The organism is Pseudarthrobacter cellobiosi, from assembly GCF_023913815.1.
Taxonomy (GTDB): domain Bacteria; phylum Actinomycetota; class Actinomycetes; order Actinomycetales; family Micrococcaceae; genus Arthrobacter; species Arthrobacter cellobiosi.
This window is the reverse complement of record NZ_JAMXBK010000025.1, coordinates 279,163-305,399: the sequence shown is the minus strand read 5'-3', so window position 1 is coordinate 305,399 and position 26,237 is coordinate 279,163. Positions and strand designations below refer to the sequence as shown.

The following is a 26,237-nucleotide window of genomic DNA, read 5'->3' as shown; positions in this document are numbered from 1 at the left end:
GTGACGTCCCGGGTGTCAGGCGGGGTCGGCGGCGAGGTGGCCTCTTCTGAGACCGAGGCCAGTCCCCCCAGTCGTCGTCGGCCCCCTCATTGTGTCTGCTGCGCAGCGTCCACGTGGTTCCACCGGCCATGCTTCCTCAGCGTTCGAACGCCACGGCGGATTCCATGCCAAGGGACAGCAGATATGCGCCGAATCCCTGCGGCGCCCGGGCCTCGGTCCGCCCGGAGGTCACAACCCGGACCGCGTCCGTGGAAGTAATGCGGTAACCGTGGCGGCGTAACTGGGCTGCCAGTGCCCGGTCCTCATGCGAGCGCTGGCGGGGAAAGCCACCAGCACGAATGTAGGCCGAGGCCCGTACCCCAAAATTCGCACCGTACACATGGGGATGGTCCTCCCCCAGCGGATGCCGGACGTGCCAGCGCCGCAGGAGTTCGCCGTCCATCCCCGCCGGATCCGGTTCCACCGTTCCCAAGACCGCATCGGCGCCGCGGCCAGCCAGTTCCACCTGACGGAGGAGCCAGTTTTCCGGTACCCAGGAATCGGCGTCCGTATTGGCCAGCCACACCCGTTCGGTGGCCAGCACGCGGCCCGCCCGCGCACGGTCCGGCCAGCGTCCTGCGAGGAGCAGGTTGATCCCTGCCCGCCGGCTCCTCCCCACGCTGCGGAACGCGACCGGCAGCAGGGTGATGCGGCGATCCGCCGCCGCAAACCGCGCCGCCACGGAGCCCGAGCCGTCCGTGCAGGCGTCCAAAACCACCACGACGGTGACCTCCGTGTCCGGCTGGCTGTGCTGCAGGGCATCCGCTGCGGCACAGACCGCTGCCAGGGCACGTGCCAAGTGGTGTTCCTCGTTATGGACCGGAATAACCACGGCAACCTGCGCGATTCTGTCCACGTCAGGACACCGGAGGTCCTGGATCGCCGGCATCGGCGGGGGCTACGAGCGTTTCCAGCACAAAATCGCGTTCCTGGTACAGACCGGCGGTGGGCCACCGCAGCCGGTTCCGGGCCAGCGCGTGGACCGAGTCGCCGTCGAGCTCCCATCCGGAAACCGGGTGCCGCCAGTGGCACAGCAGCAGCGTTCCTCCCGGCGCCATCGATTCCTGGATCCGCTGCAGCAGCAGATCGAACTCTGCAGCGGACAGGTAGTAGCCCACCTCGGAGACCACCACGAGGTCGAAGCGGCCCCCGGGCCAGTCGGCAGGAAGCGTCAACTGCCGCGTGGAGACCCCAGCGAACGGCGCGAGCCGCCGGGCCGCAAGCTCGAGCGCGGTGCTGCTGGCATCCACGGCAAGCAGCCTGGTGCATCTGGTGGCCAAATCGGCGGTCAATGTTCCGATGGAGCATCCGATTTCCAGGCCCGACTGGTACTTCTCCCGGGGTAGTGCGGCGAGCGTCAGGGCGCGCTTGCGCCGCTCGTACCAGCTGGTGGTGTACTCCCAGGGGTCTTCGGACTTCGAGTGCACGGCGTCGAAGATCCGCTGCGCGTCGGCGCTGGTATGGGGCAGGGATTGAACCGAGTTGGCCCAGGGCGGCGTCCAGGCGAATGTCTCAAAGGCGCGCCTGAAATGTTGCAGCAGGCTCTCGCCGAGGAGCACTTCGTCCCCGGGCAGTCCAGACAGCGGACGTATCTGGCTCGTGTGTGAGCCCATGGCCGATCTCTTCGCCGCCTGCTGTTCAGTACTCAGCGAAACTCGCGACCAGGACCGCCAGGCGGGGTCCTCCGGGGAGGCCCACAGCCAGTACCAGATGGGATACTCCAGCAGGGCGTGCCCACCTTCGCCGGCGACGTCGGCGGCCACCGCACCAAGGGCGTTGTGGTCCGCATGGCCGTCGTCTCGGTACGGGGCCACAATTGCCAGCTGCTGCGGTGGACCGGGGAGCCGGCCGATGGCCTCCCGCAGCCAGGCGGCGATTTCCGGCGTCAGTTCTTGCAGGCCCCGGTCCGGCAGCCCGAGGAAACGCCAGCGTCCGGCCAACCCCAGGACTCCCATCGCTGCCGCAAACTCCTCAAGCCGGACGGCGGCGAGCTGTTCAGGCGTGGTTGTCGCCGAGTCGGGGTGCGAACCCTCCCCCGCCGTGCACAGCAGCACCTCGACGTCGGCGCCCAGCGAGTGCAGCAGCGCCAGCAGGCCCCCGGCGCCCAGGGTCTCGTCGTCGGGGTGTGCCGCCAGCACCACGAACCTCATGGCAGCCAAATCGTGCTGGCCCAACGGCAACTCAGCCATAGCTGCGAGCCCGCTCGCCGCCCAATGGGCCTCGTCAGTCCCCTGGTCCGTGTGCGAGAAGGTCACCACAGGTGTTCCCCCTTCAGCGTCAGTTTTCCCAGCTGCGCATCGTCCCGCATGGCATGGTGCTGGCGCACGTACAGCGCCAGGTCCGCCATGCGCTTGGCATACGGTTCGTCGAACGCCAGCGGCGCCGGTCCCCGGTTCTGGCTAACCAGGGAGAGGACGCGTTCGACGGCGGCCGCCACGGTTCCGCGTACGCGTAACGCTTCGCCCCATACGCTCCGGTCCGTCCCCTTGTGTGCCCCGGACTCCCGTCTGTCTTCCCCGGCGGACAGCTGGCCGTCCTCGGCCTCCCGCGTGTCTTCCTCGGCGGACAGACTGCCGTGGTTGGACAGCTGGCCGTCGTCAATGAGAGCTGCCGTTCGCGCCAGGTACTGGAGCGCGGCAGTGAGGATCCTGTCTGTCTCGCCCAGGGCGGCCAGCGCGATCTGGTCAGGTTCGCGGCCGGACTGAGCGGCGGCGGCCAGGGAGTCCTTGTAGTCCCGCGCCACGCCCACGGCGCCCCCGAGCCAGCAGGCAGCTACCCCCATGCCTCCCCAAGCAAAACCGGGCCGCCTGAAATACCAGCCGTCGCTGCCAAGCTGCTGTGCTGGCACCTGGCTGAAATGGACCGTTCCGCTGGGAATCTCGCGCAACCCGCGGGCCACCCATGCCGGCTCCTCACACGTCACTCCCGGATGCCGAAGGCTCACCGCAAAGGCAGCTCTTCCCCCGGCTGCGGTGTGGGCAGTGATGACGGCCCGGTCCAGGAGTGGCGCCAGTGAACACCACGGCTTGGACCCGCTGAGCAGGATTCCACTGTCGCCGGTCTTGGCATCGAGACGGAGCCCCGGCCCCTCGGCGGCAAACACTCCCCACGCACCCGCCCGGTCGGCGGGAACAAGGCCCGCCGGATCAAGCGGCTGATAGTTCCCTGTCTGGTCCTTTCCCGCCTGGGCAAGGATCGCTTGGGCATCCATGTGTGGTTCAAAAACGCGGCCCGCGGCAACGTCAACGGCGGAGACGGAAGCGAGTAGCTCCCAGAGACGGGCAGTATGCCCGCCCCCTGGCTGCGGCCAGTTGCCTCCCGAGTCTCGAGCCAACAACAGCAGCGCGGGAACATCGCCTGCCGCGGAGGCCACGGAGTCGAGCAGGGGCACTGCCCCAGCCAGTTCCGCTTGTGTTGAGATCAGCCGGACGGGCCCGTGGGATGATGCAGGCATGTTGGCGTTTCTCCCGCCCGGCCTACTTTGCCGCCGGTTCGGTGACGGCCGCGGACGGAGTCATAGTTTCGGCGTTAACCATCCACGCGAGCTGTTCCAGGCGTTCGATGGCTGCATGCAGCAGGTCGGCGCTGGTGGGATCCTCTTCATCCACCTCATCGTGGACATCCCGCATGGTCTTCACCGTTCGCTCCAGCCTGGCTGTGACGAGTTTGACGGCATCCTTCGTGGAAATCAGCCCGCCGGTCAGCTCATCCAGCCGGGTGTCCGTGGACACGGTGTTGCTCCGTCCGTCCGGCAGGGCATGCAGTGCCCGCATCCGTTCCGCCGTGTCGTCGGCAAACTGCCTGACGCTGGCGATGATTTCGTCCAGCTGCAGGTGAAGGTCACGGAAGTTGGTGCCCACGATGTTCCAGTGGGCCTGCTTGGCCTGGAGATGCAGCTCAATCAGGTCCGCGAGGACCATCTGAAGGTTGCTGGCAAGGGTGGGTGACGCTTTCATCGTGTTCCTCCACTGCAGGCGGTTCCGGACGGGACATCGGCCGGACAGTCATTCTAAGCATACTTAGCAATATTCGGGGAAGGATCCGGTCCGCGCCCAAGACTCAGCTGCCGGGTCACGGGCTCGCGGTTAGGTGCCTGCCCTTAGATGCCTGCGGTCAGCACTCAGCGAATGCGTGCCAGCGCGAACCCGTCCCAGCCTTTGGACCCGACAGTCTGGATCACGGTGGCATCGAGCTGCGGATGCTGGCCCAGCAGTTCCAGGGCGCTGATGATCCCGGGCGCGTTGACCTGGTCGATGGAAGGATCCAGCACCGCGCCCTCCCAGACGGCGTTATCCAGGACCACCACAGTTCCCGGCCTGCCCAGGCGCACGGCCCACTCGACGTACGCGGCGTCGCTTTCCTTGTCCGCATCGATGAACACAAAATCGAACGGCTCCTGGCCCTCCGACTGCAGCGCGGCCAGGGTGTCCAGGGCAGCGCCCACCCGGACTTCCACTTTGTCCGCCAGTCCCGCCGCCTCCACATTGGCCTTGGCGATGTCCGCATGTTTAGCGAGGTATTCGCACGTCACCAGCCGGCCGCCGTCAGGCAGTCCCTGCGCCATCCAGATGGTGCTGAACCCTGCGAGCGTGCCGATCTCCAGCACCCGGCGGGCGCCGGACAGCTGGACCAGGAGCTTGAGCAGTTTTCCGGCGTTGGGCGTCACTTCGATGGGCGGCATCCCGGCGTCGACGGCGGAGCGCACCGCCTGCGTCAGCGCAGTGTCTGGGTGCACCACGGTAGTTGTGAGGAAGTCTTCCACTGCCACCCACCCCGGCTGGGTCTTGTGCTCAAACATGGCCACAGTCTGGCACGCAGGCACACGACGGTCTAGGACTCGGCGCAGGAAACCTGCTTAGGAACCGTCCGAGAGTGCCCCTTCGAGGCGGTCGACCTTGGCGCTGAGCTCGCCCTCATAACCGGGCCGGATGTCCGCCTTGATGACCAGCGAGACACGGCTGCCAAACTTGCCCACAGCTTCGGTGGCGCGCTTTACGACGTCGAACACCTCGTCCCATTCGCCCTCGATGGTGGTGAACATTGAGTCCGTCTGGTTGGGCAGGCCCGACTCCCGGACGATCCGCACAGCGGCCGCAACGGCGTCGTGCACTGATGCGTCGGTGGGACGCGATCCCCCTGCGGGCGTACCGGACGGGGCGACTGAAAATGCAAGCAACATAGGGCAAGTCTGTCATGCGACCCAACCCGAAACGGGTTTGGCGAGGCCGGCGAAGCGTCACATAGGTTGCTACCCTCCGGTAACCATGAAGGCTGCCTGCGGCATTGCTAACCTGAACGAATGAGCATTGCTGTCGTCCGCAAGCCACTACGCGCAGACGCTGCCCGGAACGTGGACAAGATCATACTGGCCGCGCGCCAGTGCTTCCGCGAGCATGGGCCGGAGGTTCCCCTTCAGACCATCGCACTGACGGCAGGCGTAGGCCCGGCCACCCTGTTCCGGAACTTCGCCGACAAGGAGGAGCTGGTCCTGGCCGCCCTCAACCGGCAGCTCCGGGAGTCGGTGGACCCTGTCATGGCGGACGCGTTGGCGGACATCGACGCAACAGCGGGACTGCTGCGCGTCCTCGAAGCCATCATGGCCGCGGCCAGCGCTGATGCCAACCTGTTGGGCGCCGTTGCGGGCCGCCGCGAACTCCTCACCGGCATCGCCGGCTCGCTGATGGATTCCATGAGCGTCCTGCTGGGCCGCGGCCAAGGTCAAGGCACCCTGCGTTCCGATATTTCAATGACTGACATGTTCCGCCTGCTCGCCATGCTGATCGGCGTCGTGGACACCATGGAGCCGGGTTCGGATGCCTGGCGCCGCCCCCTGGCACTGATCGAGGACGCCATACGCACCGAACGGCCCCACCGCCCGTTGCCCGCGCATGTGCCGCTGCCCGCCCCGCAGCTGCAAGGCCCGCAGTTCACCTGACACCCGCGCCCTCCCGCAGGACCACCACTACGGGCGCCCCATTGTTGGTGTCCAATCGTTGGATTAGACTCAAGTAGGGTTACGCAGTCAGCCTCTGAATCTTCTGAGGGAGTATGAGTGAAACACCTCCAGCGCAGCCAATCCGACGCCATCGTCCGCCGATGAACCAGACGCACTTGTCCCGGGTTATCCACGACCCCCGCGGCCCCGAGGAGATCCTGCCGTCGCTGGCGGCGGAGGACCTGGCCAATTTGCTGGACGCCCTCTACCAAAACCTCGACACTCCCACCCCGGTATTCGGTGCGCAGGCGTGGTACGAGCTGGCTGTCGAGGAAAGCGCCCGCCGGACCGGGTCGCCAGAGGATGAGCAAACCGCCTGACCGGCCTACGGCCCGGACCAAGAGGGTGGCGGTGCCGCACTGACGATGAACCCAATCAGCTGGCGTCGCCCCCGGGGTTCTTTTGTTGAGGTTTGGTTTCTTCGGGCGTGTTCTCCTGCGGCCCGGCACTGTCTTTCCCCTCCGCCGTGGGAGGCGTTTGGCCGTGCTTGTGAGGCTCATGATCGTAGTGATGGGGCACGTGCTCCTTGGCCTCCAACAGGTGCTGCTGCAGCTTCTCCTCCGCGTCGCGGCGGCGACGGGAAGTATCCCGCAGTTCCCGCGTCGACTCGGAGACACTGGTGTCATAGACCGGCCGCGGCTTCGGGTCCGAAGCCTGGGGGTTGTCGGTTCCGCTATCGGGATCCGGGGTGTTGGGCTCTGGCTGTTCGTTCATCTAAGTGACTCCTTTAGGCCATGGCGACCGCCTCACGACCGGCCGGCCATCAATCGTCCGGTTCCGGTTCCGTTTCCCGGTTTCGGAGTTCGGCCCGTACCGCCGCGTGCAGGGCGGTGATGTTTGCTTCCTGGATGACGTCCAGAGCCAGTCTTATCCGCTCGGAGAGTACGTCCAGGTCCTCTGGCGGCAGGTCTGCCAGGGACCCGAACCGGGTAAAGAAGCGCTTGACCGGCAGCCCGGCGCGCCAACCATCAGGTGCTGGACGGCGGGTTTTGCCGGGTCTCGCACCGGCTGGGTGCAGTCTTATTTCCATGGTCAGCGCTCTCACGAGAGTCCACGGCCAACTGCATAGCCAGGCCAATGCTATAACGCATCTGAGCCGCACCACCAGTGCTTCGGAGTCGGTTTCACCAGATCGGCGGTCAGTTCCATCCCATGAGCCGCAGCAGGGCTGCGGCACCGGCTCCCACCACCACTACCAGCAGGAAGGGCGCCCGGAAAGCCAACGCGACGGCGGCGGCGGCGAGGGCTCCCAGCCGCGCGTCGGCGGCCAGCGTCTGGCCGGACGCCACAGTGTTGACAATGGTCAGGGATGCCAGAAGTCCGATGGTCAAGGTGCCGGCAATACGCGACATCCGGGGGTCCTTCAGCAGCTTTGCCGGGACGAAATAGCCCACCAGCTTCCACGCGTAGGCAAGGAAGCACGCCAGCAACAACCAGATCCAGAGATTCATGCGCCCGCCTGCCCCGCCTGCCCGTGCTTGTCCAGGTGCGCGTCCCGGTTTTTGTCCCGGCGTCCATGGTGCTCGTCGTAGGGATCCACGTCCGGCTCCAGGCCTTCGTCACTGCGTCCGTGGCTGAACCAGCCGATCAGCGCAGCCACCACGGCGGCAATCAGGATGGGCACGCCCGCGGGAACGAACGGCACGGCTACAACCGTGGCGAGTGCGCAGACCACGGCAATCGCCGCCGGTTCCCGCCCCTTGAGCCGCGGCCACAGCAGGGCCAGGAATGCGGCCACTGCCGCACCGTCCAGGCCCCACTGTTTGGGATCACCCAATCCGCTTCCTGCAAGGGCCCCCACGGCGGTGAAAAGGTTCCAGAGTACGTAGATGCCAATGCCGGCCGTCCAGAAACCGCGGCGTTGCTCGTCGGGGTCAGCCTGTCCGCTGCTGGTGGCGGTCGACTCGTCAATGGTGACTTGCGCGGCAACATACTTCCGCCAGCCCGTCGGGTGCAGGAGGGCGTTGAGCTGCATGCCGTAGATGCCGTTCCGCATGCCCAGCAACGTGGCTGCGCTCATGGCGGCAATACCGGAGCCTCCGCCCGCCACCACACCGATGAACGCGAACTGGGAACCGCCGCTGAAGAGCAGCAAGCTGAGCGCCATGGTCTGCCAGAAATCAAGTCCTGAGGTGACGGACAGCGCGCCGAAAGACACTCCGTAGAGGCCGGTGGCGATGCTGATCGAGATTCCCACCCGCACAGCGGGCGAGGCGAGCAGCTTCACCGCCGTCGTCCCGGGTTCCCCAGGCTCCAAGCCCACAGGATGAGCGGCAGCTGAAGCGGAAACCGGACGGTATGTACCTTACGCTGCGCCGGGGAACCGGCGGGGCCATAGGCGCGGCGAAGTGCGTCCACGTGGCCGGCCAGGAAGACCGTGAACATTGCCGTCACGGCGGTGGCGGTTGCCCGCCGTGTCACCGGGATCAGGAGGCCGACGGCGGCACCCGCCTCCAGCAGTCCGCTCACCGCAATCCATTCCTCCCGTGACATCACCGCCAGGGGCCGCCTACCGCCGTCGGTCGCTGGTATTTCGCGCCCCTCCGGCGACTGGCCGCCGGCGATTGGCGCCTCGCGGCACAGATAGTCGGGGACCACCTGTTCGAAGAACCGTGGCTCGCGGAAGTGCTTCATGGCGCTGGCCATCAGCAGCGCGCTCATGGCCGCCGCGGAGACTGTTTGGGTGGCCCGGGCGGACCAGCGAAAGGGCATGGGTCCACTCAATCACAGCGCCGCCCCGGGGGCTAAACAGCAGCGGCTAAACAGCAGCGGCTCAGGACGGCAGCTGGACCTGTTGCCCGCTCGATTGCAGCTGCGCCAATACCCTGGCCGGTTTATTCGTGGTGATCTCGTGGATTCCCAGCCCTTGGCAGAGCGCCACATCCCGCTCTGAATCAACGGTCCACACGCGGAAGCGGCGGCCGGACTCCAGCCAGCGCTGTACGGTCCGGGCGTGCTCGCGGACGTACATGATTCCCGGCCCCGCGAGTCCCACGTCGCACTCGTCGAGGATGCGTTCGCCTTCCAGCTGCGCCGCCTTCATCAAGTTGGCGATGGCGCCGCCAGCCAGGGGGCCGAGGCTCAGTTCGTCGCGGAGTTCGTCGACGTCGATGTCGTCCACCAGTTGGCAGATGAATTCGGCCGGCACACTCCGGAGCAGGTGCTTTACGGAATCCGGGCTGAAGCTCATGAACGTCACCTGGATGTTGTCCACCGAGGAAGTTCCGGCGTCCCAGCCTTCGCCCCGGAGCACGGCCAGCACACGGTCTTCCAGTTTCAGCTGGTAAGGACTGGGGTGCTTGAGCTCGATTGCCAGGCCGATCGGCCGGCCAGCGCCGCGCAGGATGTCCAGGAGTTGAGGGAGCGTGAGGAGCTGCTCTGACTTTGCGCCGTATTCCTCCGGGATCCGGGCGCCTTTCCAGGACGAGAAGTCCAGCAGCCGCAACTCCGCCAGTGTTCGGTCAGCGACAGGTCCGGTTCCGTCCGAGGTCCGGTCCAGGTTGGCGTCATGGAGCAGCACGGCGTGCTGGTCCCGCGTCAAGTGGACGTCGCACTCCACCCCGTCCGCGCCGTCGGCAATGGCCTGGAGGTAAGCGGCGCGCGTGTGTTCGGCAAATGCCGCACTGGCGCCCCGGTGGGCAAACACCAGCGGCCGTTCCGGCTCATGCTCCTCGAATGTCATGAGGACACGCTAGCGGACGCGGCCCGGCGGCGCGGGGCTAGGCTGGGCACATGCAGGTGAACTCTGAGCCAACTACCCGCCAGTCCGCGCCCGGGCCCGCAGGTCCCGCGCCGCTGTCCCCCCAGGCGAGGGCCGCCGTCGTCGGTCATCAACTCAGCGCCGGGGACGCCGAAAAGGCGGCAGCGCTGCGGAAAATGAAGCTTGTGGCACTGGGACTCCTCATTGCCATGGCCATCATTTTTGTGTTCGCGTTCGCGCTGCAGAAGGAGCATCCGTGGCTGCAGTACGTCCGCGCCGCGGCCGAAGGCGGCATGGTGGGCGCACTGGCCGACTGGTTCGCCGTGACCGCGCTGTTCAAGTACCCCATGGGCATCAAGATCCCGCACACCGCCATTATCCCGCGCCGCAAGGACCAGATCGGGGCGTCGCTGGGTGAGTTTGTGGAGACCAACTTCCTGTCCGAGCAGGTGGTTCAGGACAAGCTGGCCAGCGTGAACGTCGCCCGGAAGGCCGGCCAGTGGCTCGCCGGGCCGGGCGGCGCCGAGCGCGTGGCGAAGGAGGGTGCCGCCGTCATCCGCGGTGCGTTCAAGGTGTTGAACGACGACGACGTCCAGGCTGTCATCGAGGGAATGGTGCGTAAGCACCTGCTGGCTCCGCCGTGGGGACCGCCGGTGGGCAGGATGGCGGAACGGATTTTTGCCGACGGGCACCACCACAAGCTGGTGGACCTGCTGGTGGACCGCGCCGCGGACTGGGTGGACGACAACCACGAAACCGTCAGCCGGCTGGTCTCGGACCGCTCCCCCACCTGGGTTCCGCAGTTTGTGGACGGGCTCGTGGGCGACAAGGTGTACGTGGAGATCCTCAAGTTCACGCGCGCCGTCCAGTCCGATCCGAACCACCAGGTCCGGCAGCAGATCGACAAATACCTGAACGACCTCGCGCAGGACCTTCAGCACGATCCCGCGATGATCGCCCGGGCCGAGGACATCAAGGCACAGGTTCTGGGAGATCCAGAGGTCCGCGAATTAGCCTCCCGCACTTGGGGAACCGTGAAGGGCGCCCTGTTGTCTGCGGTGGACGATCCGGAGAGTGAACTGACGGTTCGGTTCAAGGCGGCCGTGCGCGATTTCGGCTCACGCCTGGTGAACGACGCCGAGCTGGCCGGCAAGGTCAACGCCTGGATCGGCGACGCCGCCGGTTACCTGGTGCGGACCTACCGCTCCGACATCGCCGCAGTGATCACCGATACTGTGGCCCGCTGGGATGCCGAGGAAACGTCGCAGAAGATCGAACTCCAGGTGGGCAAGGACCTGCAGTTCATCCGGATCAACGGCACCGTGGTGGGCTCCCTGGCCGGGCTGGTCATCTTCAGCGCGGCGCACCTGGTCTTCGGTTAGCCGCGCCTTCCCGTCTCGCCCTTCCCGTCTCGCGCCGTTAGGTGCTGGCGGCTACGCGAATGACTCGAGCTGCACGCCGGCCGCTTCGAGCCCGGCACGAACACCGGCGGCCATCTCCACAGCCCCGGGGGTGTCGCCATGGATGCACAGGGAGTCTGGCCTGACCTGAACCACCGTTCCGTCCACGGCCACAACTTCGCCCTTCGTCGCGAGGCGCACGGCGCGCTGAACGATCGAGCCGACGTCGTGCAGGACAGCACCCGGCTGGGAACGCGGCACCAAGGTCCCGTCCGCCTGGTAGGCGCGGTCCACAAAGGCCTCCACAAAGACGGGGTGGCCGGCTTCTTTGGCCTGGATCAGCAGCTGCGAGCCCGGCAGTCCAAGGATCGGCAGGCCGGGGTCGTAGGCCTGGATGGCGGCAACCACGGCGGACGCCTGCTCGGCGTCGTGGACGAGGCGGTTGTAGAGGGCGCCGTGGGGTTTGACGTAGTCAACGGAGGCACCGACAGCGTGCGCCACGCCGTCGAGCGCGCCCAGCTGGTAGAGGACGTCGCCGAAGAGCTCGTCGAAGGACATGTCCAGCGACCGGCGGCCGAAGCCGGCCAGGTCCCGGTACCCCACGTGCGCACCAACGGTCACGTCAAGTTCGAAGGCGGCGCGGCAGCTGTCCAGCATGGTGACGGGATCCCCAGCGTGGAAGCCGCATGCCACGTTCGCGCTGGTCACCAGCCGGAACATGGCGGCGTCGTCCCCCATGTTCCACGAGCCGAACGATTCGCCGAGGTCAGCGTTAAGATCCAAGGTTGTTGCCTTCCAGAGTAAGTTTTTCCGGTTCCGCCGCCACGGCCTTGAGCTCCCCCGGGATGGTGTCCGGCATGGGGCCAAAGGCTTCCTTGGCGTTCGCCACCACGGCGCGGCCCATTATGAGGTTACCGGCACCGCCCACCACCGCGCCGATGCCGAACGGAAGCGCCCGGCCAAGCAGCGCAGTGCCCTGGCGTTTGAGCAGGTTCTTGAGGAAGGCCTTCTGGATCTTGTTCCGGATGGCACCGAAGCCCGACGGCATGGACTTGGTCAGCACGTTGCCCCATGCCTGGGTGGCGCTGGCTCCCTTGCCCATGGCCTGGCCGCTCAGCGTTCCCAGCAGTGAAGTCCCCTCCTCGCCCAGCATGATGGCCATGACCATGGTGCTGGCCTTCTCCGGGTTGGTCAGCCGGATGCCATGAAGTTCCGCCAGCGAGGTGGCATAAAGTGCCGTGGCTTCGAGGAAACCAACGGTCGCCGCAGCGGAGAGGCCCAGGGAGGCCACGGTTCCGACGCCGGGTACGACGGCAGTTGCCCCGACGATCGCACCGCCGCCGGTCACCGCCCGAAGGTAGTCGCGTTCGAGGATCTCCGCGAGCCTGGCGGCGCTGGCGTGCGGGTGTTTGCGTTGCAGCCGCCGGACGTAGGCGAGCACCAGCGGCCGCTGGATTTCGACTGCCCTGAGGAGCATGTTGTGGACTCCGGGTTTCGGCCTGCCGTCGGCGTCGAATACCGCGTTGTGGGCGGTCTCCTGTGCGATACGTACTGCGGGATTGCTGCGCTTGGCCATGGTCACCTCTGCTTCGGTACTGCTTCTGTCCGCCGGCAGTTTTTGGCTGCGGCCCTGCCTTAACACTAAGGGTGCTTAAGAATAAGCGGTCCCGGCCCCAACCGACCCACGCCGTGGAGTTCCGCCAAAAACCAGCCGAGCCTAGACTTGCCCTATGCCCACGCTCCAAGCCCTGCGGCCCTTTGCGCACCGCGAGTACCGGGTCCTCATAGCGGCGCTGGCCATCTCCATTTTCGGATCGGGAATGTGGGCTGTCGCCATGGTCTACCAGGTGATCCACCTCGGCGGCGGCCCGCTGGAACTGTCCCTGGTGGCCACTGCCGGCAGCATCGGCCTGGTGGCGTTTGTCCTCGCGGGCGGTATCGCCGCGGACCGCGTGCCGCAGCGGCTCCTCATCATTGCCGTTGAAGGTGCCAACCTCGCCGTTATCGCGGCGATCAGCGGGCTCGCCATGGCCGGCTGGCTGCAGCTGTGGCATCTCGCCGTGGGCAGCTTCGTCCTGGGCGTAGGCGCCGCGTTCTTCTTCCCCGCCTACTCCGCGATCCTGCCGCGCATCCTGCCGCCCGAAGACCTGCTGGCCGCGAACGGCATGGAGGGGACCATGCGGCCCATCCTCCAGCAGGCGGCCGGACCCGCCGTCGCGGGCGTGGTGGTGGCGGCGCTCTCGCCGTCGCACGCCGTGACCGGAGTGGCCACCTGCCACCTCCTGGCGTTCATCGTCCTGAATTTCCTGGGGCGCCATGCCCTGGAGGCGCCAGCGAACGGGGCCGACGGCGGGGCTCACGGCCGGGCTGACCGCGGAGGCGCCGAGACAACGGGCGCCGCGAAAACGTCCTTCTTCCACGACCTCCGCGAGGGCATCAGCTACACCATCCTCACGCCGTGGCTGCTGTGGACCTTGCTGTGGGCCTGCGTCTCGGTGCTCTTCCTGATCGGCCCCATCGAAGTGCTGATGCCGTTTGTGGTCCGCGACCAACTCGGCGGCGATTCGAGCATGTTCGGCTTCCTGCTGGCCGTGATGGGCGTGGGCGGGGCCGTCGGCTCGCTGATCACCGCGTCCCTGAAACTGCCGCGCCGCTACCTCACGGTGATGATGGTGTCCTGGGGTGCGGGCAGCCTGCCACTGGCCGCCGTCGGCATTCTGGACAGCTTCTGGACCGTGGCCGCCGCAATGTTCGTCTGGGGCGCCACCGGCAGCGTGGGCATGGTCATCTGGGGCACGCTGCTGCAACGACGCGTGCCCAGCCACCTGCTGGGACGCGTCTCCAGCCTCGACTTCTTTGTGTCCCTCGCGCTGATGCCCATCTCCATGGCACTTGCCGGACCGGCATCCGAGGTCTTCCCCATCTGGGCAATTTTCCTTGCCGCCGGCGTCGTCTGCCCGGTCCTGGCGGTGATCGCCATGATCGCCGCCCGGATGCCCGCCGACGAACTGGCCCACCCTCTGGACAGGCAAGTTGAAGTGGAACGCACGACGGCGGCAGGAAACTGACGCACCCCGTCACCAGAGACGGCGCAGTCACGTCAGGCGCGTCACCCCAGGCGGGAGCCTCACCTCACAGGCGCCTCACCTCACAATGGGGAGGCTCGCCGTCGGGGGCCCGCTGGGGAAGACAGTACGTTCCGGAATTTCAAAGGGATCCAGGGCAACCCGGACCGCTTCTTCACCAATGCTGTGAACCTCGCCGCGGACATCCACGTCGAGCGGTCCGCCGCTGCGGACGCTGAGCGTGAGTGCCCGGGCGTCAAGCTCCACCAGCAGGAGCCGGCCCTGGATCTTCAGGTGGAAGGACAGCGCCTCCCACTCGGACGGAAGCCGCGGATCGAAGAACGGCAGCTGGCCCTGGTCCCGAAGCCCGGCAAAACCGGAGACCAGCGAGCTCCATACTCCCCCGGCGGAGGCGATGTGCACGCCGTCGATCGTGTTGCCATGGGTGTCGTCCAGGTCGATGAAAACGGCGTTCGTGAAGTGCTCCAGGGCGGCCTCAGGGTGCCCCACCTCGGCAGCCATGATCCCCTGCACGCAGGCGGACAGGGTGGAATCGCCGGTGGTGATGGGGTCGTAAAAATCGAACGCGCGGCGCTTCTCCTCGGCGGAGAAATCCTGCCACTGCAGGAACATGGCCAGCACTGTGTCTGCCTGCTTCAGCACCTGGTGCCGGTAGATCACCAGCGGGTGGAAGTTCAGGAGCAGCGGGTACTTCGACCTGGGAGTGGTCCAGTCCCACGATTCCAGGGTCATGAAGTCGTTGTCCTGCGAGTAGACCTGCAGGTCGTCGTCGAAGGGCAGTTGCATGCGCGTTGCGGCCTGCTCCCACAGCTCGCGTTCCGCGTCGTCGATCTCCGGATGGTCCAGCGCTGCGGCGGCGCGCAGGTTAAACCGGGCCATCACGTTGGTGTAGAGGTTGTCGTTGACAACCGCCGTGTACTCGTCCGGTCCGGTGACGCCGTGGATGTGGAAGAGGCCGTCCTTGCCGAAGAAGCCCAGGGAGCTCCACATGCGGGCGGTTTCGATCAGGAGTTCAGCGCCCATGCCCTCGCGGAAGGTTGCGTCGCCGCTGGCCCACAGGTAGCGGTTGGTGGCAAAGGCGATGGCGGCTGCGATATGGAACTGCGCCGTGCCGGCAGCGTAATAGGCGCTGGCTTCCAACCCATTGATGGTGCGCCACGGGAACAGTGCCCCGTCCACGCTGAGCTCCTTGGCCCGGATCTTGGCGGCCGGCAGCATGTCGTGCCGGAACTCCAGGACCTGGCGGGCACCGTCGGGGTTCGTGTAGGTGAGGTAGGGCAGGAGGTAGACCTCCTGGTCCCAGAAGTAGTGCCCCTCGTAACCCGATCCGGTGACCCCCTTTGCGGGGATGCCGGCGATGTCCGCCCGCGCGGTGGCCTGGGCCAGCTGGAACAGGTTCCACCGGATGGCCTGCTGGAGCTCGGGCTGGCCACCCACCACGATGTCCGAGGTATCCCAGTACGCGCGGTAATGCTCGCGGCTCTCGGTGAAGATGTCCTCCACAGACCGGAGCCCGGCTTCGGCGGCCTCCGCCGCGTCCCGGTCCGAGTCCTGGACGCCGCGGCCGGCGGCATAGCTGACGCTCTTTTCGAGCCGGAACGGCTCGTCGGCGCGGACGGCAAGGACGTACCGGACGCTGCTGTCGTCTTCGCCTGCAACGGTCTCAAAGGGCTGGTGGCCGGCGGAAGTCCAGTGGTCCACGGCGATTCCCACGCGCTGCCCGGATTCCGCCGCTTCCCAGGAGAGACGGAGCGAGCCGTCGCCGCCGTCGGTCCTTACCGGCAGGAGAACCCGGCCTGCGTGCCGGCCTGCCCGGCGCGGGTCGTGCGCCGAGTGGTCCTCCACAGGCTGGTCCTGGCGGTTGATAACGGAGGACGTCACGTCGGCGGAAACCTCGCGGTCCGCGGCGACTTCGAGCGAGATGCCCAGGCTGCCGCGTGAGGCGAAGCCCACGGCGCGGCGTTCTGTGGTGGTCACCGTGGCGCCGGACCGGCACAGCCACGTGATCCGGCATTCGTAGATGCCGGTGGCGAAGTCGACGGAGCGGCGGAAGTCCAGCACGGCTGATTCGGCGAGGGTCAGGCTCTCGCCGTCGATGATCACCGTGAAGTTGTTCGCATCCGGGATGTAGATGATCCGCTGTCCGGTCCGGGCGAAGCCGAACGCGTTCTCCGCATGCTTGATGTCCCAGATCTCATGGAGGCCGTTGATGAAGCTGCCCGGAAGGTCTGCGTCCGAGGCCGCCCAGTGCGCACCGCGGATACCCAGATGGCCGTTGCCCAGGGCAAAGAGCGTCTCAAGGGTGCCCGCGCTGCCCGGCTGGTGCTGTGTTTCCACAAGCTGCCAGGGGGTGTTGGGGAACCGTTCACGGTCCGCGGTGATAAGAGCCATGGTGTTGGGGTCCTTTGGCGTTGTGCGTTGCGGGGAAGTGCTTCGTGCCTGAGGCCGGGGGAGCGTCAGGCGGCGATGGCTGTTAGAGCAGTTCGTCGAGGTCGTTGACCACGCTTGTGGCTCCGGCGTCGATCAGGGTCTGCCGGCCGGCGCCGCGGTCCACGCCGATCACCGAGTGGAACTGCCCCGCGTGTCCGGCCTGGACACCCGAGACGGCGTCCTCAACCACCACGCATTCTTCGCTGGGCAGCCCCAGCAGTTCCGCGGCGTACTGGTACGTGGCGGGGCTCGGTTTGCCGGGCAGGCCTTCGGCCGCGGCAACCACACCGTCAACCACTATTTCGAAGTACCCGTTCAGGCCGGCGGCCTTCAGGACAGCCGGTGCGTTCCGGGATGAGGATACGACGGCGACCTTGAGTCCGCGGTCCACGGCGGCTTCCAGGAAGCGCACCGAGCCCTCAAACGGCTGGACGCCAGCGCTGACGATTTCGTTGAAAACCTTGTTCTTCCGGTTGCCCAGTCCCTGGACGGTGGCGTTGGCGGGGTCCTGCTGCGTGCCGTCCTGCTGGGTGGCGTCCTGCCCGGCGTCCTCGGTGGAATCTTGACCGGCATTGCCGTCACTTGGCGCGCCTTCTGGCAGCACGATGCCGCGGGACGCCAGGAAGTCCCGGACGCCGTCGAACCTGGGCTTGCCGTCGATGTGATCGAAGTAGTCGTCCTCGCGGTAGCCGGGAACATCCGGACGGGACTTCAGGAAGCCCTCAAAGAGTTCCTTCCACGCCTGTTCGTGAACAGTGGCCGTGGGGGTCAGCACGCCGTCGAGGTCGAACAGGATGGCGGAGGCAGTGGTCCAGCTGGTGCTTTGGGTTTTCAGAACGTCAGTCATGCGCGGTGTCCTTTCAGACGGCGGGCAACAGGCGGGATGTCACGGGCGGGTTGTCACAGGGAGGTAAGTAATGGGGCTATGTAAGTGGGGCTGTGCAAGCAGGCGGAACGTGGAAGAGCTGGCAGAAAAGCGGCGGGCAGCAAGTAGGGGTCCAAGCAGGAGCGGAGAGGGCGGCCACGATGCCGCCGGGTCAACAGGGGCGGCTAGGGCCACGGTAAAACCACGGCGGGCCGATGGGCTGCTGTTAACGTCTTCTTCCATCATGAGCGCCTTGGCACGGCCTGACAACTTGGCGGAGCAGGCACCGCGGCGCAGAGCGGGCAGGAGGCCTGGATGGAGGCCTGGCACATGGCATCTGTCCGGCTGCCCTTTCCGATGGTTTCAACGGCCCGCAAAGAGTGGGCCACCGACGAGTGTAAGCGCTTACAAATTTCGCGCGCAACTGTTTTTTCTCATATTGCGATGCGGGGCACACGCCCGGCCGGGCACAGGGTTCAACCGACGCGCTTGAACCGATTACGCAGTTCAGCCGAGCACGTAGTGGCGTAGGAAGGCGCTGACGTCCACCATCTCCGTCTTGCTCATGGCGTGGCCCATGCCCGGATACGTCCTGGCGGTCAGCCGGGTGTTTTCGTTCAGCCATTGTCCGGTGTAGGCCGTGGCGTCCTCATTGATCACCAGGTCCGCCTTGTCCCGCCCCCAGAAGAAGGGCGGCGGGGCTGTGAAGGATTCGGTCAGGGACAGCAGCTCGTTCTCCAGCACAAAACCGGAAAGCCCAACCGTGGCCTTGTAATCCGAGGGATGGAGCCGGAGCAGCGTGCTGGCCATGGCCATTCCCTGCGAGTAACCCAACAGACTCACGCTGACGTGCTGGCCCCTGACAGAGTTAATCCACGCCTGGACGGTATTGGTGGCAGCGATGACATCCGCGAAATCGTTGGCCAGGAAGTAGTCCAGCAGGAACCAGCCGTAGTGGTCGCCGATAACCACGGGGGCCCGCAGCGCAACACAAGTGAACTCGGCCGGCAGGTATTCGAACAGCCGCACCATCCGCGACTCATCGGTGCCATAGCCATGCATCAGGACAAGCAGCGGCGTGCCGTCCCGTTCAGCCTCCGGCTTGGACCAAACAACTGTCTCCATTAGATCAGCCTAGCCAGTGGCGCCACTGAGCAGGCACGACGCCCACCCGAGGCCCGCCCAGTGATTGAATCGCGCCCCGCCGGGCTGTAGCGTGAGCGTACTACAGCATGCTTATCAAGTTCGGCACCACTTGTACTCGAACAACAAGGAGCAAGTCATGAGAATCGGTTCCTCCATCTTCCTTATTGCACTCGGCGCCATCCTGGCCTGGGCCGTCGCCCCGGGACTGATCCCCTTCATAGACCAGGTCATGGTGGGCTACATCCTGATGGCCGTTGGTGTGATCGGGCTGATCGCCTCCCTCATCCTGGCCTCACCGGGCCGCAGCCGCCGCGTCAGCGAAACCCGTTCGGTGGTTGATCCCAACACCGGCGAGCGCATCACCCGCAACGAAAGCCGCGACGGCGGCATCTAGGCCCCAAGACCACCCGGACGCCGGGCCGGACCACACAGGCCCGGCCCGGCTTTTCCGTTTCCGAGCGAAGGCCCGGTCCGGCTTTCTGTGCTTTTGTGGCTTTCGTTGACAAACCAACATGGACACAGATAAAGTCAAGTAATTCAACATCATGTGATGCCAGTCACTGGACTTCACAGCCGCTGGGATTCAGCACTTTACGCAATGGAGGGTACGTGTTCGCCGAGGAGCGCCAGCAGAAGATTGCCGAGCTAGTCGCCGGCACGGGCCGGGTCAGCGTGACCATGCTGGCGGAGCGCTTCCGCATCACCACCGAAACCGTCCGGCGCGACCTCGCCACCCTCGAAACCACCGGCACCCTGCGGCGGGTCCACGGCGGAGCAGTTGCGGCCGACCGCTTCAGCACCACCGAGGAAAGCATCAACGAACGGACCATCCAGCGCCCGGACCAGAAGATGCGCATCGCGCAGGCTGCCCTGGCCCTCATCCCCCAAGCCGCGTCCGGCAGCATCCTGCTCGACGCCGGTTCCACCACCGAAGCGTTGGCCGACCTCCTTTCCCGCCGCGCCGCCGTCGAGCCTTCCGCCGGCGGAACTGGAGCCGAACTGGTGGTCATCACCCACGCCGTTCCCATCGCAGCCAAACTGTCCAGCGCTCCCGGAATCGCCCTCCAGATCCTGGGCGGCCGGGTGCGCGGCCTCACGCAGGCCGCCGTGGGGCAGTCAACCGTGGAGGCCGCGCAGCGGATGCGCCCGGACATCGCCTTCATCGGCACCAATGGCATCCACCCCACCTTTGGCCTCAGCACGCCCGATCCTGAAGAAGCCGCCGTCAAGGCAGCCTTCGTCCATTCGGCACGCCGCATCGTGGTGCTGGCCGATTCCTCCAAGCTGGACGCAGAAACCCTGGTCCAGTTCGCCTCCCTGAAAGATCTGGACACCTTGATTACAGACAGCGAGCCCAGCCCCGAACTGGCGGCAGCCCTGACCGAGGCCGGCGTCGACGTGGTGGTCGCGTGATCGTCACCTTCACGGCGAACCCCAGCCTGGACCGCACGGTGGCCCTGCCCGGACCCCTGGAACGCGGCGAAGTCCAGCGCGCCGTCTCGGTCAGCCAGGAGTCCGGCGGCAAGGGCGTCAACGTCTCCCGCGCCCTGGTTGCCTCCGGCCTGGAAACCATCGCGGTACTCCCGGGCGCCGGGAGTGATCCCGTCCTCGCCGGGCTGCTCCACGATGGCGTGCCGTTCGCGGCCCTTCCCATCGACGAACCGCTGCGCACCAACGTGGCACTCACCGAGCCGGGCGGCGTGACCACCAAGATCAACGAGCCCGGTCCCCTGCTGAGCGAGGACCAGCAGGAAGCCCTCATCAAGCTGCTCCTGGAATGCGCCCGCGGCGCCAGCTGGGTGGTCCTGGCCGGTTCCCTGCCTCCCGGCTTCCCGGCCGACTTCTACGCCACCGTCACCCGGCGGTTGCGGGCGGCAGCCGACGGCGGCGGCCCGCTGATCGCCGTCGACTCCTCCGGCGGCCCGCTCGTCGCTGCCGTCTCCGGCCCCTCGCCGGACGGCACGGTACAGCATGGCACTTCACCGGACGGTGTGTCCGGGAAACCGGACCTCCTCAAACCCAACGCCGAGGAACTGGCGGAACTGGCTGCAGCAGCCGGCTTCGCCACGGCGTCCACCGCAGACGAACTTGAAGCGGATCCGGAGGCTGCCGCAGCAGCCGCCGCCGCCGTCGTGCGTTCAGGTGTGGGTGCTGTGCTGGCAACTCTCGGATCCAAGGGAGCTGTCCTGGTAACGGCCGACGGCGCGTGGCTGGCCACGCATCCGCCGGTCGCCGCGGTCAGTACTGTCGGCGCGGGCGATTCATCGCTGGCCGGCTATCTGCTCGCCCACGGCCGGGGCGCCGCCCCGGCCGATTGCCTCCGTCAGGCGGTGGCACACGGTGCCGCCGCCGCCTCCCTGCCGGGTTCCACTGTCCCGGCAGTCCACCAAACCACCCCGGACGCCGTAACCATCACGGCCCTTCGAAAGGATTGACAGTGACTCAGCTCATTACCACCGAACTGGTCGAGCTCGACCAGAACCTGGGCACCTCGCCCGAGGACGTGATCCGGCACCTGGCCAGCAAAGTAGCTGCCACCGGCCGCGCGTCAGAAGTTGAAGGCCTCTTCGCCGATGCCTTCGCCCGCGAGCAGAAGACCGCCACCGGCATCCCCGGCGGCATTGCCATCCCGCACTGCCGCTCTGCTGCGGTCGTCGAACCCACGCTGGCCATGGCCCGACTCAACCCCAAGGTGGACTTCGGCGCCAAGGACGGCCCGGCGGATCTGGTCTTCTTCATCGCCGCCCCCGAGGGCGCGGACCAGGAGCACCTGAAGCTGCTGTCCAAGCTGGCCCGGTCCCTGATCAAAAAGGACTTCACGGCAGCGTTGCGTAATGCATCCTCCCGCGAGGAAATCGTGGAACTGGTGGACGGTGCTCTGGCGGACAAGCCGGCATCCCACGCGGCGGCTGTGCCTGCCGAGGCGGCGCCCGCTGCTGCGGTTTCGACTGGCTCAACCACCGCCGCCGGAGGAGCCCGGCCCAAGCGCCTCGTGGCCGTGACCGCATGCCCCACCGGCATCGCCCACACCTACATGGCCGCCGACTCGCTGGTTGCCGCCGCCCAGGAAATGGGCGTGGACCTGCAGGTGGAGACCCAGGGCTCCTCGGGCGCCAAGCCGCTTGACCCCGCCGTCATTGCCGCTGCCGACGCCGTGATTTTCGCGGTGGACGTGGATGTCCGCGGTAAGGAGCGCTTCGCCGGCAAGCCCGTTATCAACGCACCCGTCAAGCGCGGCATCGACGAGCCCGCCAAGATGGTCCAGGAAGCTCTCGCCGCAGCTGACAATCCGAATGCGCGCCGCGTCCCCCACTTCGGGGCGGAGGAACAGGCTGAGAACGAGGCCACCGAAAAGGGTGAGCACATCGGCCAGAAGCTGAAGAAGGCACTGCTCACCGGTGTCAGCTACATGATTCCGTTTGTGGCCGGCGGCGGTCTGCTGATTGCCCTGGGCTTCCTGCTCGGCGGCTACGACATCACGGCCGTCGCTGACAAGGTGGTGGTGGAGAACAACTTCGGCAACCTACCTGAGGGCGGCCTGGCCATCTACCTCGGTGCGGTCATGTTCAAGATCGGCGCCCTGTCCATGGGCTTCCTGGTTCCCGCACTGGCCGGTTATATCGCGTACGCGATCGCTGATCGGCCCGGCATTGCACCGGGTTTTGTTGCCGGCGCCGTCGCAGGCTTTATGGGTGCGGGCTTCCTCGGCGGCATCGTCGGCGGCCTGCTGGCGGGCTACATGGCCCACCTGATCGGGACCTGGCAGGTACCGCGCTGGCTGCGTGGCCTGATGCCCGTGGTGATCATTCCGCTGCTGGCTTCAATCTTTGCCTCCGGCCTGATGTTCCTGGTCCTCGGCGGCCCCATCGCCGGCCTCACCACCGCACTGAACTCCTGGCTGTCGGGCATGACCGGCGCGTCCGCCGTCGTCCTCGGAATCATCCTTGGCCTCATGATGTGCTTTGACCTCGGCGGCCCGGTCAACAAGGTTGCGTACGCGTTCGCTGTTGCCGGCCTGAGCGCCGGCAGCGCCACCAACCAGGCACCGTGGCAGATCATGGCGACGGTTATGGCTGCGGGAATGGTTCCGCCGCTGGCGATGGCCCTGGCCACCGTCCTGGACAAGAAGCTCTTCAGCCTGGCTGAGCGCGAAAACGGCAAGGCAGCCTGGCTGCTGGGCGCATCCTTCATCTCTGAAGGCGCCATCCCGTTCGCCGCTGCCGATCCGCTGCGCGTCATCCCCGCCAGCATGGTGGGTGGCGCCCTCACCGGCGCACTCTGCATGGCCACCGGCGTCACCTCGCAGGCACCCCACGGCGGTATCTTCGTATTCTTCGCCATCGGCAACCTGGTGATGTTCGTCGTCGCCATCCTCGCCGGAACCGTGGTCAGCGCGCTGGCTGTCATTGCCCTCAAGCGCTGGGCGGCCGCCAGGCCCGCTGCTACCGTGGAGTCCGTTCCCGTAACGGTCTGACCCCGGCCTTACCCACTACCGATCCACGGCGCTGAACCAACAGGCAGCCGAGAGACAAAAGGAGCAACAATGTCAGAACGCACCGCAACCGTCGCCAGCCGCGTGGGCCTGCACGCCCGCCCCGCCGCCATCTTTGCCGAGGCCGCCGGCGAGTTCGACCTGGACATCACCATCGCCCGCCAAGGCGAGCCGGCCGATGAGGCAATGGACGCCGCGAGCATCCTGTCCCTCATGAGCCTGGGTGCCTCCCACGGCGACGTTGTGGTGCTCCGCGCCGAAGGTACCGGCTCGGATGACGCCCTGGCGCGTCTGGTCCAGATCCTGGAAACGGATCACGACGCCGAGTAAACAGCTTGACGCCAGCGGCCGCCGTCGCGCCTGTCCCCTCTCTTGGGGAAGGTACGACGGCGGCCGCCGGTTCTTAAGCGTCTGCCCTACTCAAGTAAGTAGCGCTAACTGTCGTTTTGAAGGCTCATAACGACAGTTAGCGCTACTTACTTGGACTGCTTAGGTGATGACCTCCCAGACGCGCTCCGCCGCAGCATCAATGGTGATGATGGATGTGGCCACGAGGTTCCCGGGCACTACCGGGCCTCCTTGGCGGTCAACAGCAGATATTCCCATTCCATTTGCCATACGGCATCACCGTGGGCCTCGCCAAAGGAATCGGCCAGTTCGGTGAGCGCTTTGTCCAGGGCTTGGGCCTTGTCCTGGTCATCGCCGATGAACTTGTAGACCGAGATGGTAGGACCGTAGTGGGATTTGAAGTACCGCAGGAAGTCCTCCGGCTGGTGGAAACTGCGGATCGCCAGCGAACGTTTCTTCGCCTGGACATCGGTGATCCTGTCGCCGAAGAGTTCCCGCACGTGGTCCTCGCTCCCCCACAGCGGCGGCGGCTGGGCTCCGGGCGGAGGCGGCGGCGCGAACGGCTTCATGGTGGCAAACATCCTTCCGATGAAGCCTTCGGGCGTCCAGCTGAGCAGGCCGATGGTGCCGCCGGGTTTGCACACCCGCACAATTTCGTCCGCTCCCGCCTGATGGTGCGGAGCGAACATCACGCCCAGGCAGGACGTGACCACGTCAAATGAACCGTCCTCGAACGGCAGCGACTCGGCGTCTGCTTCCACCCATTCAAGCCCGACGCCGCGATCGGCAGCCTGCCGGCGGCCGGCGTCGAACAACTCCGGGGTGAGGTCGCTGGCCACCACATGGGCACCCATCATGGCCGCAGGGATGGCCGCGTTGCCGGCACCGGCAGCCACGTCCAAAACGTGCTGCTTCGGCTTGATTCCGCAGGCATCAACCAGAATGGCCCCGAGATCCTGCACCAGCTCACTGGCCAGTGCCGGGTAGTCCCCCGAGGCCCACATGGCCCGGTGCTTTTGCTTCAGTGCCCGGTCTGCCTCGTCTACGTCCGCTTTGTCATTCATGGTGGCGCCCCTCTCCTTTGACAGGCTTTTCCCTTTGACAGGCTTCGAGTGACAGCTTGCTGTTGCACAGGGCTGTAATGCGACCCATTGTGGCCGCAGCGGCGCGGGCTGTAAAGCGCCTGGAGGTAGGGGCCCGACGCGAAAGCAAGCAAACTTAGTGTTTCCTTGTGTTTCCAGAGGCCCGGAATTAGCGTGGAAGCCTGACCAGCGAATACGGTGCTACGGCGTCCAGGATTGCCTGGTCCCGGTTGAAGGAGGACTACATGCCCGGCAAAAAGAACCCGAGCCTGAAAGATCCTGAACTCTACGAGGAACTGCGCGAGGACGGCGCGTCCAAGCAGAAGGCCGCCCGCATCTCGAACGCGGCAGCCAAGAAGGGCCGTTCCGCGGTGGGACGCAAGGGCGGGAAAGCCGGCGACTACGACGATTGGACCGTCCCGCAGCTTAAGGCCAAAGCCAAGGAAATAGGCCTTACCGGCTACTCCGCGAAGAAAAAGAGCGAGCTTATCTCCGCCCTGCGGAACTCCTAGGCGGCGGCCATCCCCACCAACAAAGAGTCTTCGCGGACCATCTCAAGCGCCCTTTCGCGCCCGCGTGGTAGCGGCCTTCGCCGCAGGCTTCGCAGCCGTGGATTTGGTCGCCGTGGACTTACTGGCGGCGGATGTGGCGGCGGTTTTGGTTCCGGAGGACTTCGCCGCAGCCGTCTGGGTTCTCGTCGTCCTCGTCCCCGCAGTCTTGGCACCGGCTTTGGCGGGAGCCTTCCCGCCGGAACTGTCGGCACTTTCTCCTGTGCCGGCGTCGTCCGCGTCCTCAGCGTCCGCATCCTCAGAGGCGGCAGGCTTCCCGCCGCCGCGCTTCCGCTCCAGGCTGCGCTTCAGCGCCTCCATCAGGTCGATGACCTCGCCGTTGCCGCCCCCACCCGCTTCCGCGCCGAACGTTTCGTCGGTATCGAGCGAATCGCCCTTCTCCAGCTTGGCCTCGATGAGCTTCCGGAGCTGCGCCTGGTAGTCATCGGTGAAGTGCTCGGGTTCGAAATCCGCGGCCATGGACTCCACGAGGGCAGCGGACATTTCGCGTTCCTGGGCGGAAATCCGGATGGACGTGTCCAGCGCAGGGAAGCTGGCGTCCCGGACCTCGTCGGGCCACAGCAGGGACTGCAGCACCAGCACCTCGTCCTTGATGCGCAGCGCCCCCAGCCGTGTCTTCTCGCGCAGGGCGAACTGGACGATGGCCACCCGGTCCGTATCCTCGAGCGCCCGGCGCAGCAGGACGTAGGCCTTGGGCGACTTGGAATCCGGCTCGAGGTAATAGCTCTTCTCGAACATCATGGGTTCCAGCTGCTCCGACGGAACAAACTGGACCACCTCGATCTCGTGGCTGTTCTCCGCCGGGATGGATTTGAGCTCGTCCTTGGACAGGACCACCGTCCGGCCGTCGTCCTCGAACGCCTTGTCGATGTCCGAATAGTCGATGATCTTGCTGCACACCTCACAGCGGCGCTGGTACCGGATCCGGCCGCCATCGGCATTGTGGACCTGGTGGAGGCTGATGTCGTGGTCCTCGGTGGCGCTGTAGACCTTCACGGGCACGTTGACCAGGCCGAACGCGATGGCACCTTTCCAGATGGCTCTCATCCCTCAAGTGAACATCACTCGGGTCCGGAGGTGAAGAC

Annotated in this window: 29 protein-coding genes; 10 read left to right on the top strand and 19 right to left on the bottom strand. The window is 66.3% G+C overall.

Annotated elements, in window-relative coordinates:
* Nucleotides 1–136: 136 nt before the first annotated feature.
* From NG701_RS13410 to NG701_RS13385, 6 genes are all read right to left on the bottom strand, one after another.
* On the bottom strand, nucleotides 137–895 hold the full coding sequence (locus NG701_RS13410) for a glycosyltransferase family 2 protein (protein ID WP_252568212.1): 759 nt from the start codon (nucleotides 893–895) through the stop codon (nucleotides 137–139).
* Nucleotide 896: 1 nt separating this feature from the next.
* On the bottom strand, nucleotides 897–2,297 hold the full coding sequence (locus NG701_RS13405) for a bifunctional PIG-L family deacetylase/class I SAM-dependent methyltransferase (RefSeq protein ID WP_252568209.1): 1,401 nt from the start codon (nucleotides 2,295–2,297) through the stop codon (nucleotides 897–899).
* On the bottom strand, nucleotides 2,291–3,493 hold the full coding sequence (locus tag NG701_RS13400; protein WP_252568207.1) for an acyl-CoA dehydrogenase family protein: 1,203 nt from the start codon (nucleotides 3,491–3,493) through the stop codon (nucleotides 2,291–2,293). The genes NG701_RS13405 and NG701_RS13400 overlap by 7 nt, the downstream gene beginning before the upstream one ends.
* Before the next feature lie 22 nt (nucleotides 3,494–3,515).
* Entirely contained in the window at nucleotides 3,516–3,995 is a 480-nt protein-coding gene (locus NG701_RS13395; protein ID WP_252568204.1) for a Dps family protein, read from the bottom strand.
* Between the two features lie 164 nt (nucleotides 3,996–4,159).
* Nucleotides 4,160–4,837, bottom strand: a complete 678-nt coding sequence (locus NG701_RS13390) for an O-methyltransferase (RefSeq protein ID WP_252568201.1) — start codon at nucleotides 4,835–4,837, stop codon at nucleotides 4,160–4,162.
* Nucleotides 4,838–4,894: 57 nt separating this feature from the next.
* Nucleotides 4,895–5,218, bottom strand: coding sequence for a thiamine-binding protein (locus NG701_RS13385; protein ID WP_252568199.1), 324 nt, complete (start codon nucleotides 5,216–5,218; stop codon nucleotides 4,895–4,897).
* A 120-nt stretch (nucleotides 5,219–5,338) separates the two neighbouring features.
* Between NG701_RS13385 and NG701_RS13380 the strand changes: the two genes are divergently transcribed.
* Entirely contained in the window at nucleotides 5,339–5,974 is a 636-nt protein-coding gene (locus NG701_RS13380) for a TetR/AcrR family transcriptional regulator (RefSeq protein ID WP_252568196.1), read from the top strand.
* A gap of 161 nt (nucleotides 5,975–6,135) precedes the next feature.
* Complete coding sequence (locus NG701_RS13375; RefSeq protein WP_252568194.1) at nucleotides 6,136–6,354, top strand: hypothetical protein; 219 nt, start codon at nucleotides 6,136–6,138, stop codon at nucleotides 6,352–6,354.
* Between the two features lie 55 nt (nucleotides 6,355–6,409).
* On the opposite strand, the gene NG701_RS13370 is transcribed toward NG701_RS13375, so the two are convergent.
* The 6 genes from NG701_RS13370 to NG701_RS13345 all read right to left on the bottom strand — a co-directional run bounded on the left by NG701_RS13370 (nucleotide 6,410) and on the right by NG701_RS13345 (nucleotide 9,716).
* Nucleotides 6,410–6,748: a hypothetical protein gene (locus NG701_RS13370; RefSeq protein ID WP_252568192.1), complete on the bottom strand. Its 339-nt coding sequence runs from the start codon at nucleotides 6,746–6,748 to the stop codon at nucleotides 6,410–6,412.
* Nucleotides 6,749–6,797: 49 nt separating this feature from the next.
* Nucleotides 6,798–7,079 carry a hypothetical protein gene (locus NG701_RS13365; RefSeq protein ID WP_252568190.1) on the bottom strand — a complete coding sequence of 94 codons (282 nt, stop codon included), beginning with the start codon at nucleotides 7,077–7,079 and terminating at the stop codon, nucleotides 6,798–6,800.
* Between the two features lie 94 nt (nucleotides 7,080–7,173).
* Nucleotides 7,174–7,485 carry an AzlD domain-containing protein gene (locus NG701_RS13360; protein WP_252568187.1) on the bottom strand — a complete coding sequence of 104 codons (312 nt, stop codon included), beginning with the start codon at nucleotides 7,483–7,485 and terminating at the stop codon, nucleotides 7,174–7,176.
* Nucleotides 7,482–8,261, bottom strand: a complete 780-nt coding sequence (locus NG701_RS13355; RefSeq protein WP_252568367.1) for an AzlC family ABC transporter permease — start codon at nucleotides 8,259–8,261, stop codon at nucleotides 7,482–7,484. The genes NG701_RS13360 and NG701_RS13355 overlap by 4 nt, the downstream gene beginning before the upstream one ends.
* Nucleotides 8,258–8,746, bottom strand: coding sequence for a DoxX family protein (locus tag NG701_RS13350; protein ID WP_252568185.1), 489 nt, complete (start codon nucleotides 8,744–8,746; stop codon nucleotides 8,258–8,260). The genes NG701_RS13355 and NG701_RS13350 overlap by 4 nt, the downstream gene beginning before the upstream one ends.
* 61 nt (nucleotides 8,747–8,807) lie before the next feature.
* A complete protein-coding gene (locus tag NG701_RS13345; protein WP_252568182.1) occupies nucleotides 8,808–9,716 on the bottom strand; it encodes a glycerophosphodiester phosphodiesterase in 909 nt (302 codons plus the stop codon).
* Nucleotides 9,717–9,766: 50 nt separating this feature from the next.
* On the opposite strand from NG701_RS13345, the gene NG701_RS13340 reads away from it, so the two are divergent.
* Nucleotides 9,767–11,116 carry a DUF445 domain-containing protein gene (locus NG701_RS13340; RefSeq protein WP_252568179.1) on the top strand — a complete coding sequence of 450 codons (1,350 nt, stop codon included), beginning with the start codon at nucleotides 9,767–9,769 and terminating at the stop codon, nucleotides 11,114–11,116.
* Nucleotides 11,117–11,167: 51 nt separating this feature from the next.
* Here the strand turns inward: NG701_RS13340 and NG701_RS13335 are convergent, their stop codons facing one another.
* Nucleotides 11,168–11,917, bottom strand: a complete 750-nt coding sequence (locus NG701_RS13335; RefSeq protein WP_252568176.1) for a LamB/YcsF family protein — start codon at nucleotides 11,915–11,917, stop codon at nucleotides 11,168–11,170.
* The gene (locus tag NG701_RS13330; RefSeq protein ID WP_252568173.1) at nucleotides 11,907–12,710 is read right to left on the bottom strand and encodes a hypothetical protein; all 804 of its coding nucleotides are present in this window, start codon (nucleotides 12,708–12,710) and stop codon (nucleotides 11,907–11,909) included. Before NG701_RS13330 ends, NG701_RS13335 begins: the two co-directional genes overlap by 11 nt.
* 154 nt (nucleotides 12,711–12,864) lie before the next feature.
* On the opposite strand from NG701_RS13330, the gene NG701_RS13325 reads away from it, so the two are divergent.
* A complete protein-coding gene (locus NG701_RS13325; RefSeq protein WP_252568171.1) occupies nucleotides 12,865–14,202 on the top strand; it encodes an MFS transporter in 1,338 nt (445 codons plus the stop codon).
* A gap of 75 nt (nucleotides 14,203–14,277) precedes the next feature.
* Here NG701_RS13325 and NG701_RS13320 read toward each other — a convergent pair whose 3' ends face one another.
* From NG701_RS13320 to NG701_RS13310, 3 genes are all read right to left on the bottom strand, one after another.
* Entirely contained in the window at nucleotides 14,278–16,611 is a 2,334-nt protein-coding gene (locus tag NG701_RS13320) for a glycoside hydrolase family 65 protein (protein WP_252568169.1), read from the bottom strand.
* Between the two features lie 82 nt (nucleotides 16,612–16,693).
* On the bottom strand, nucleotides 16,694–17,497 hold the full coding sequence (locus NG701_RS13315; protein WP_252568166.1) for an HAD family hydrolase: 804 nt from the start codon (nucleotides 17,495–17,497) through the stop codon (nucleotides 16,694–16,696).
* A 525-nt stretch (nucleotides 17,498–18,022) separates the two neighbouring features.
* Nucleotides 18,023–18,640, bottom strand: a complete 618-nt coding sequence (locus NG701_RS13310; RefSeq protein ID WP_252568163.1) for an alpha/beta hydrolase — start codon at nucleotides 18,638–18,640, stop codon at nucleotides 18,023–18,025.
* A gap of 157 nt (nucleotides 18,641–18,797) precedes the next feature.
* On the opposite strand from NG701_RS13310, the gene NG701_RS13305 reads away from it, so the two are divergent.
* From NG701_RS13305 to NG701_RS13285, 5 genes are all read left to right on the top strand, one after another.
* Nucleotides 18,798–19,055, top strand: a complete 258-nt coding sequence (locus tag NG701_RS13305; protein ID WP_056348963.1) for a DUF6458 family protein — start codon at nucleotides 18,798–18,800, stop codon at nucleotides 19,053–19,055.
* Nucleotides 19,056–19,270: 215 nt separating this feature from the next.
* On the top strand, nucleotides 19,271–20,074 hold the full coding sequence (locus NG701_RS13300) for a DeoR/GlpR family DNA-binding transcription regulator (RefSeq protein WP_252568160.1): 804 nt from the start codon (nucleotides 19,271–19,273) through the stop codon (nucleotides 20,072–20,074).
* Nucleotides 20,071–21,096 (top strand): 1-phosphofructokinase family hexose kinase, encoded by a 1,026-nt coding sequence (locus NG701_RS13295; protein WP_252568158.1) that lies wholly within the window; start codon nucleotides 20,071–20,073, stop codon nucleotides 21,094–21,096. Before NG701_RS13300 ends, NG701_RS13295 begins: the two co-directional genes overlap by 4 nt.
* 2 nt (nucleotides 21,097–21,098) lie before the next feature.
* Nucleotides 21,099–23,135 carry a PTS fructose transporter subunit IIABC gene (locus NG701_RS13290; RefSeq protein ID WP_252568156.1) on the top strand — a complete coding sequence of 679 codons (2,037 nt, stop codon included), beginning with the start codon at nucleotides 21,099–21,101 and terminating at the stop codon, nucleotides 23,133–23,135.
* Nucleotides 23,136–23,204: 69 nt separating this feature from the next.
* Nucleotides 23,205–23,483, top strand: a complete 279-nt coding sequence (locus tag NG701_RS13285) for an HPr family phosphocarrier protein (protein WP_252568154.1) — start codon at nucleotides 23,205–23,207, stop codon at nucleotides 23,481–23,483.
* Between the two features lie 236 nt (nucleotides 23,484–23,719).
* Here the strand turns inward: NG701_RS13285 and NG701_RS13280 are convergent, their stop codons facing one another.
* A complete protein-coding gene (locus tag NG701_RS13280) occupies nucleotides 23,720–24,565 on the bottom strand; it encodes a class I SAM-dependent methyltransferase (RefSeq protein WP_252568152.1) in 846 nt (281 codons plus the stop codon).
* A 263-nt stretch (nucleotides 24,566–24,828) separates the two neighbouring features.
* Between NG701_RS13280 and NG701_RS13275 the strand changes: the two genes are divergently transcribed.
* Nucleotides 24,829–25,095, top strand: coding sequence for a DUF7218 family protein (locus NG701_RS13275; RefSeq protein ID WP_252568149.1), 267 nt, complete (start codon nucleotides 24,829–24,831; stop codon nucleotides 25,093–25,095).
* 42 nt (nucleotides 25,096–25,137) lie between these two features.
* Here NG701_RS13275 and ku read toward each other — a convergent pair whose 3' ends face one another.
* Nucleotides 25,138–26,199: a non-homologous end joining protein Ku gene (ku, locus tag NG701_RS13270; RefSeq protein ID WP_252568146.1), complete on the bottom strand. Its 1,062-nt coding sequence runs from the start codon at nucleotides 26,197–26,199 to the stop codon at nucleotides 25,138–25,140.
* Between the last annotated feature and the right edge of the window lie 38 nt (nucleotides 26,200–26,237).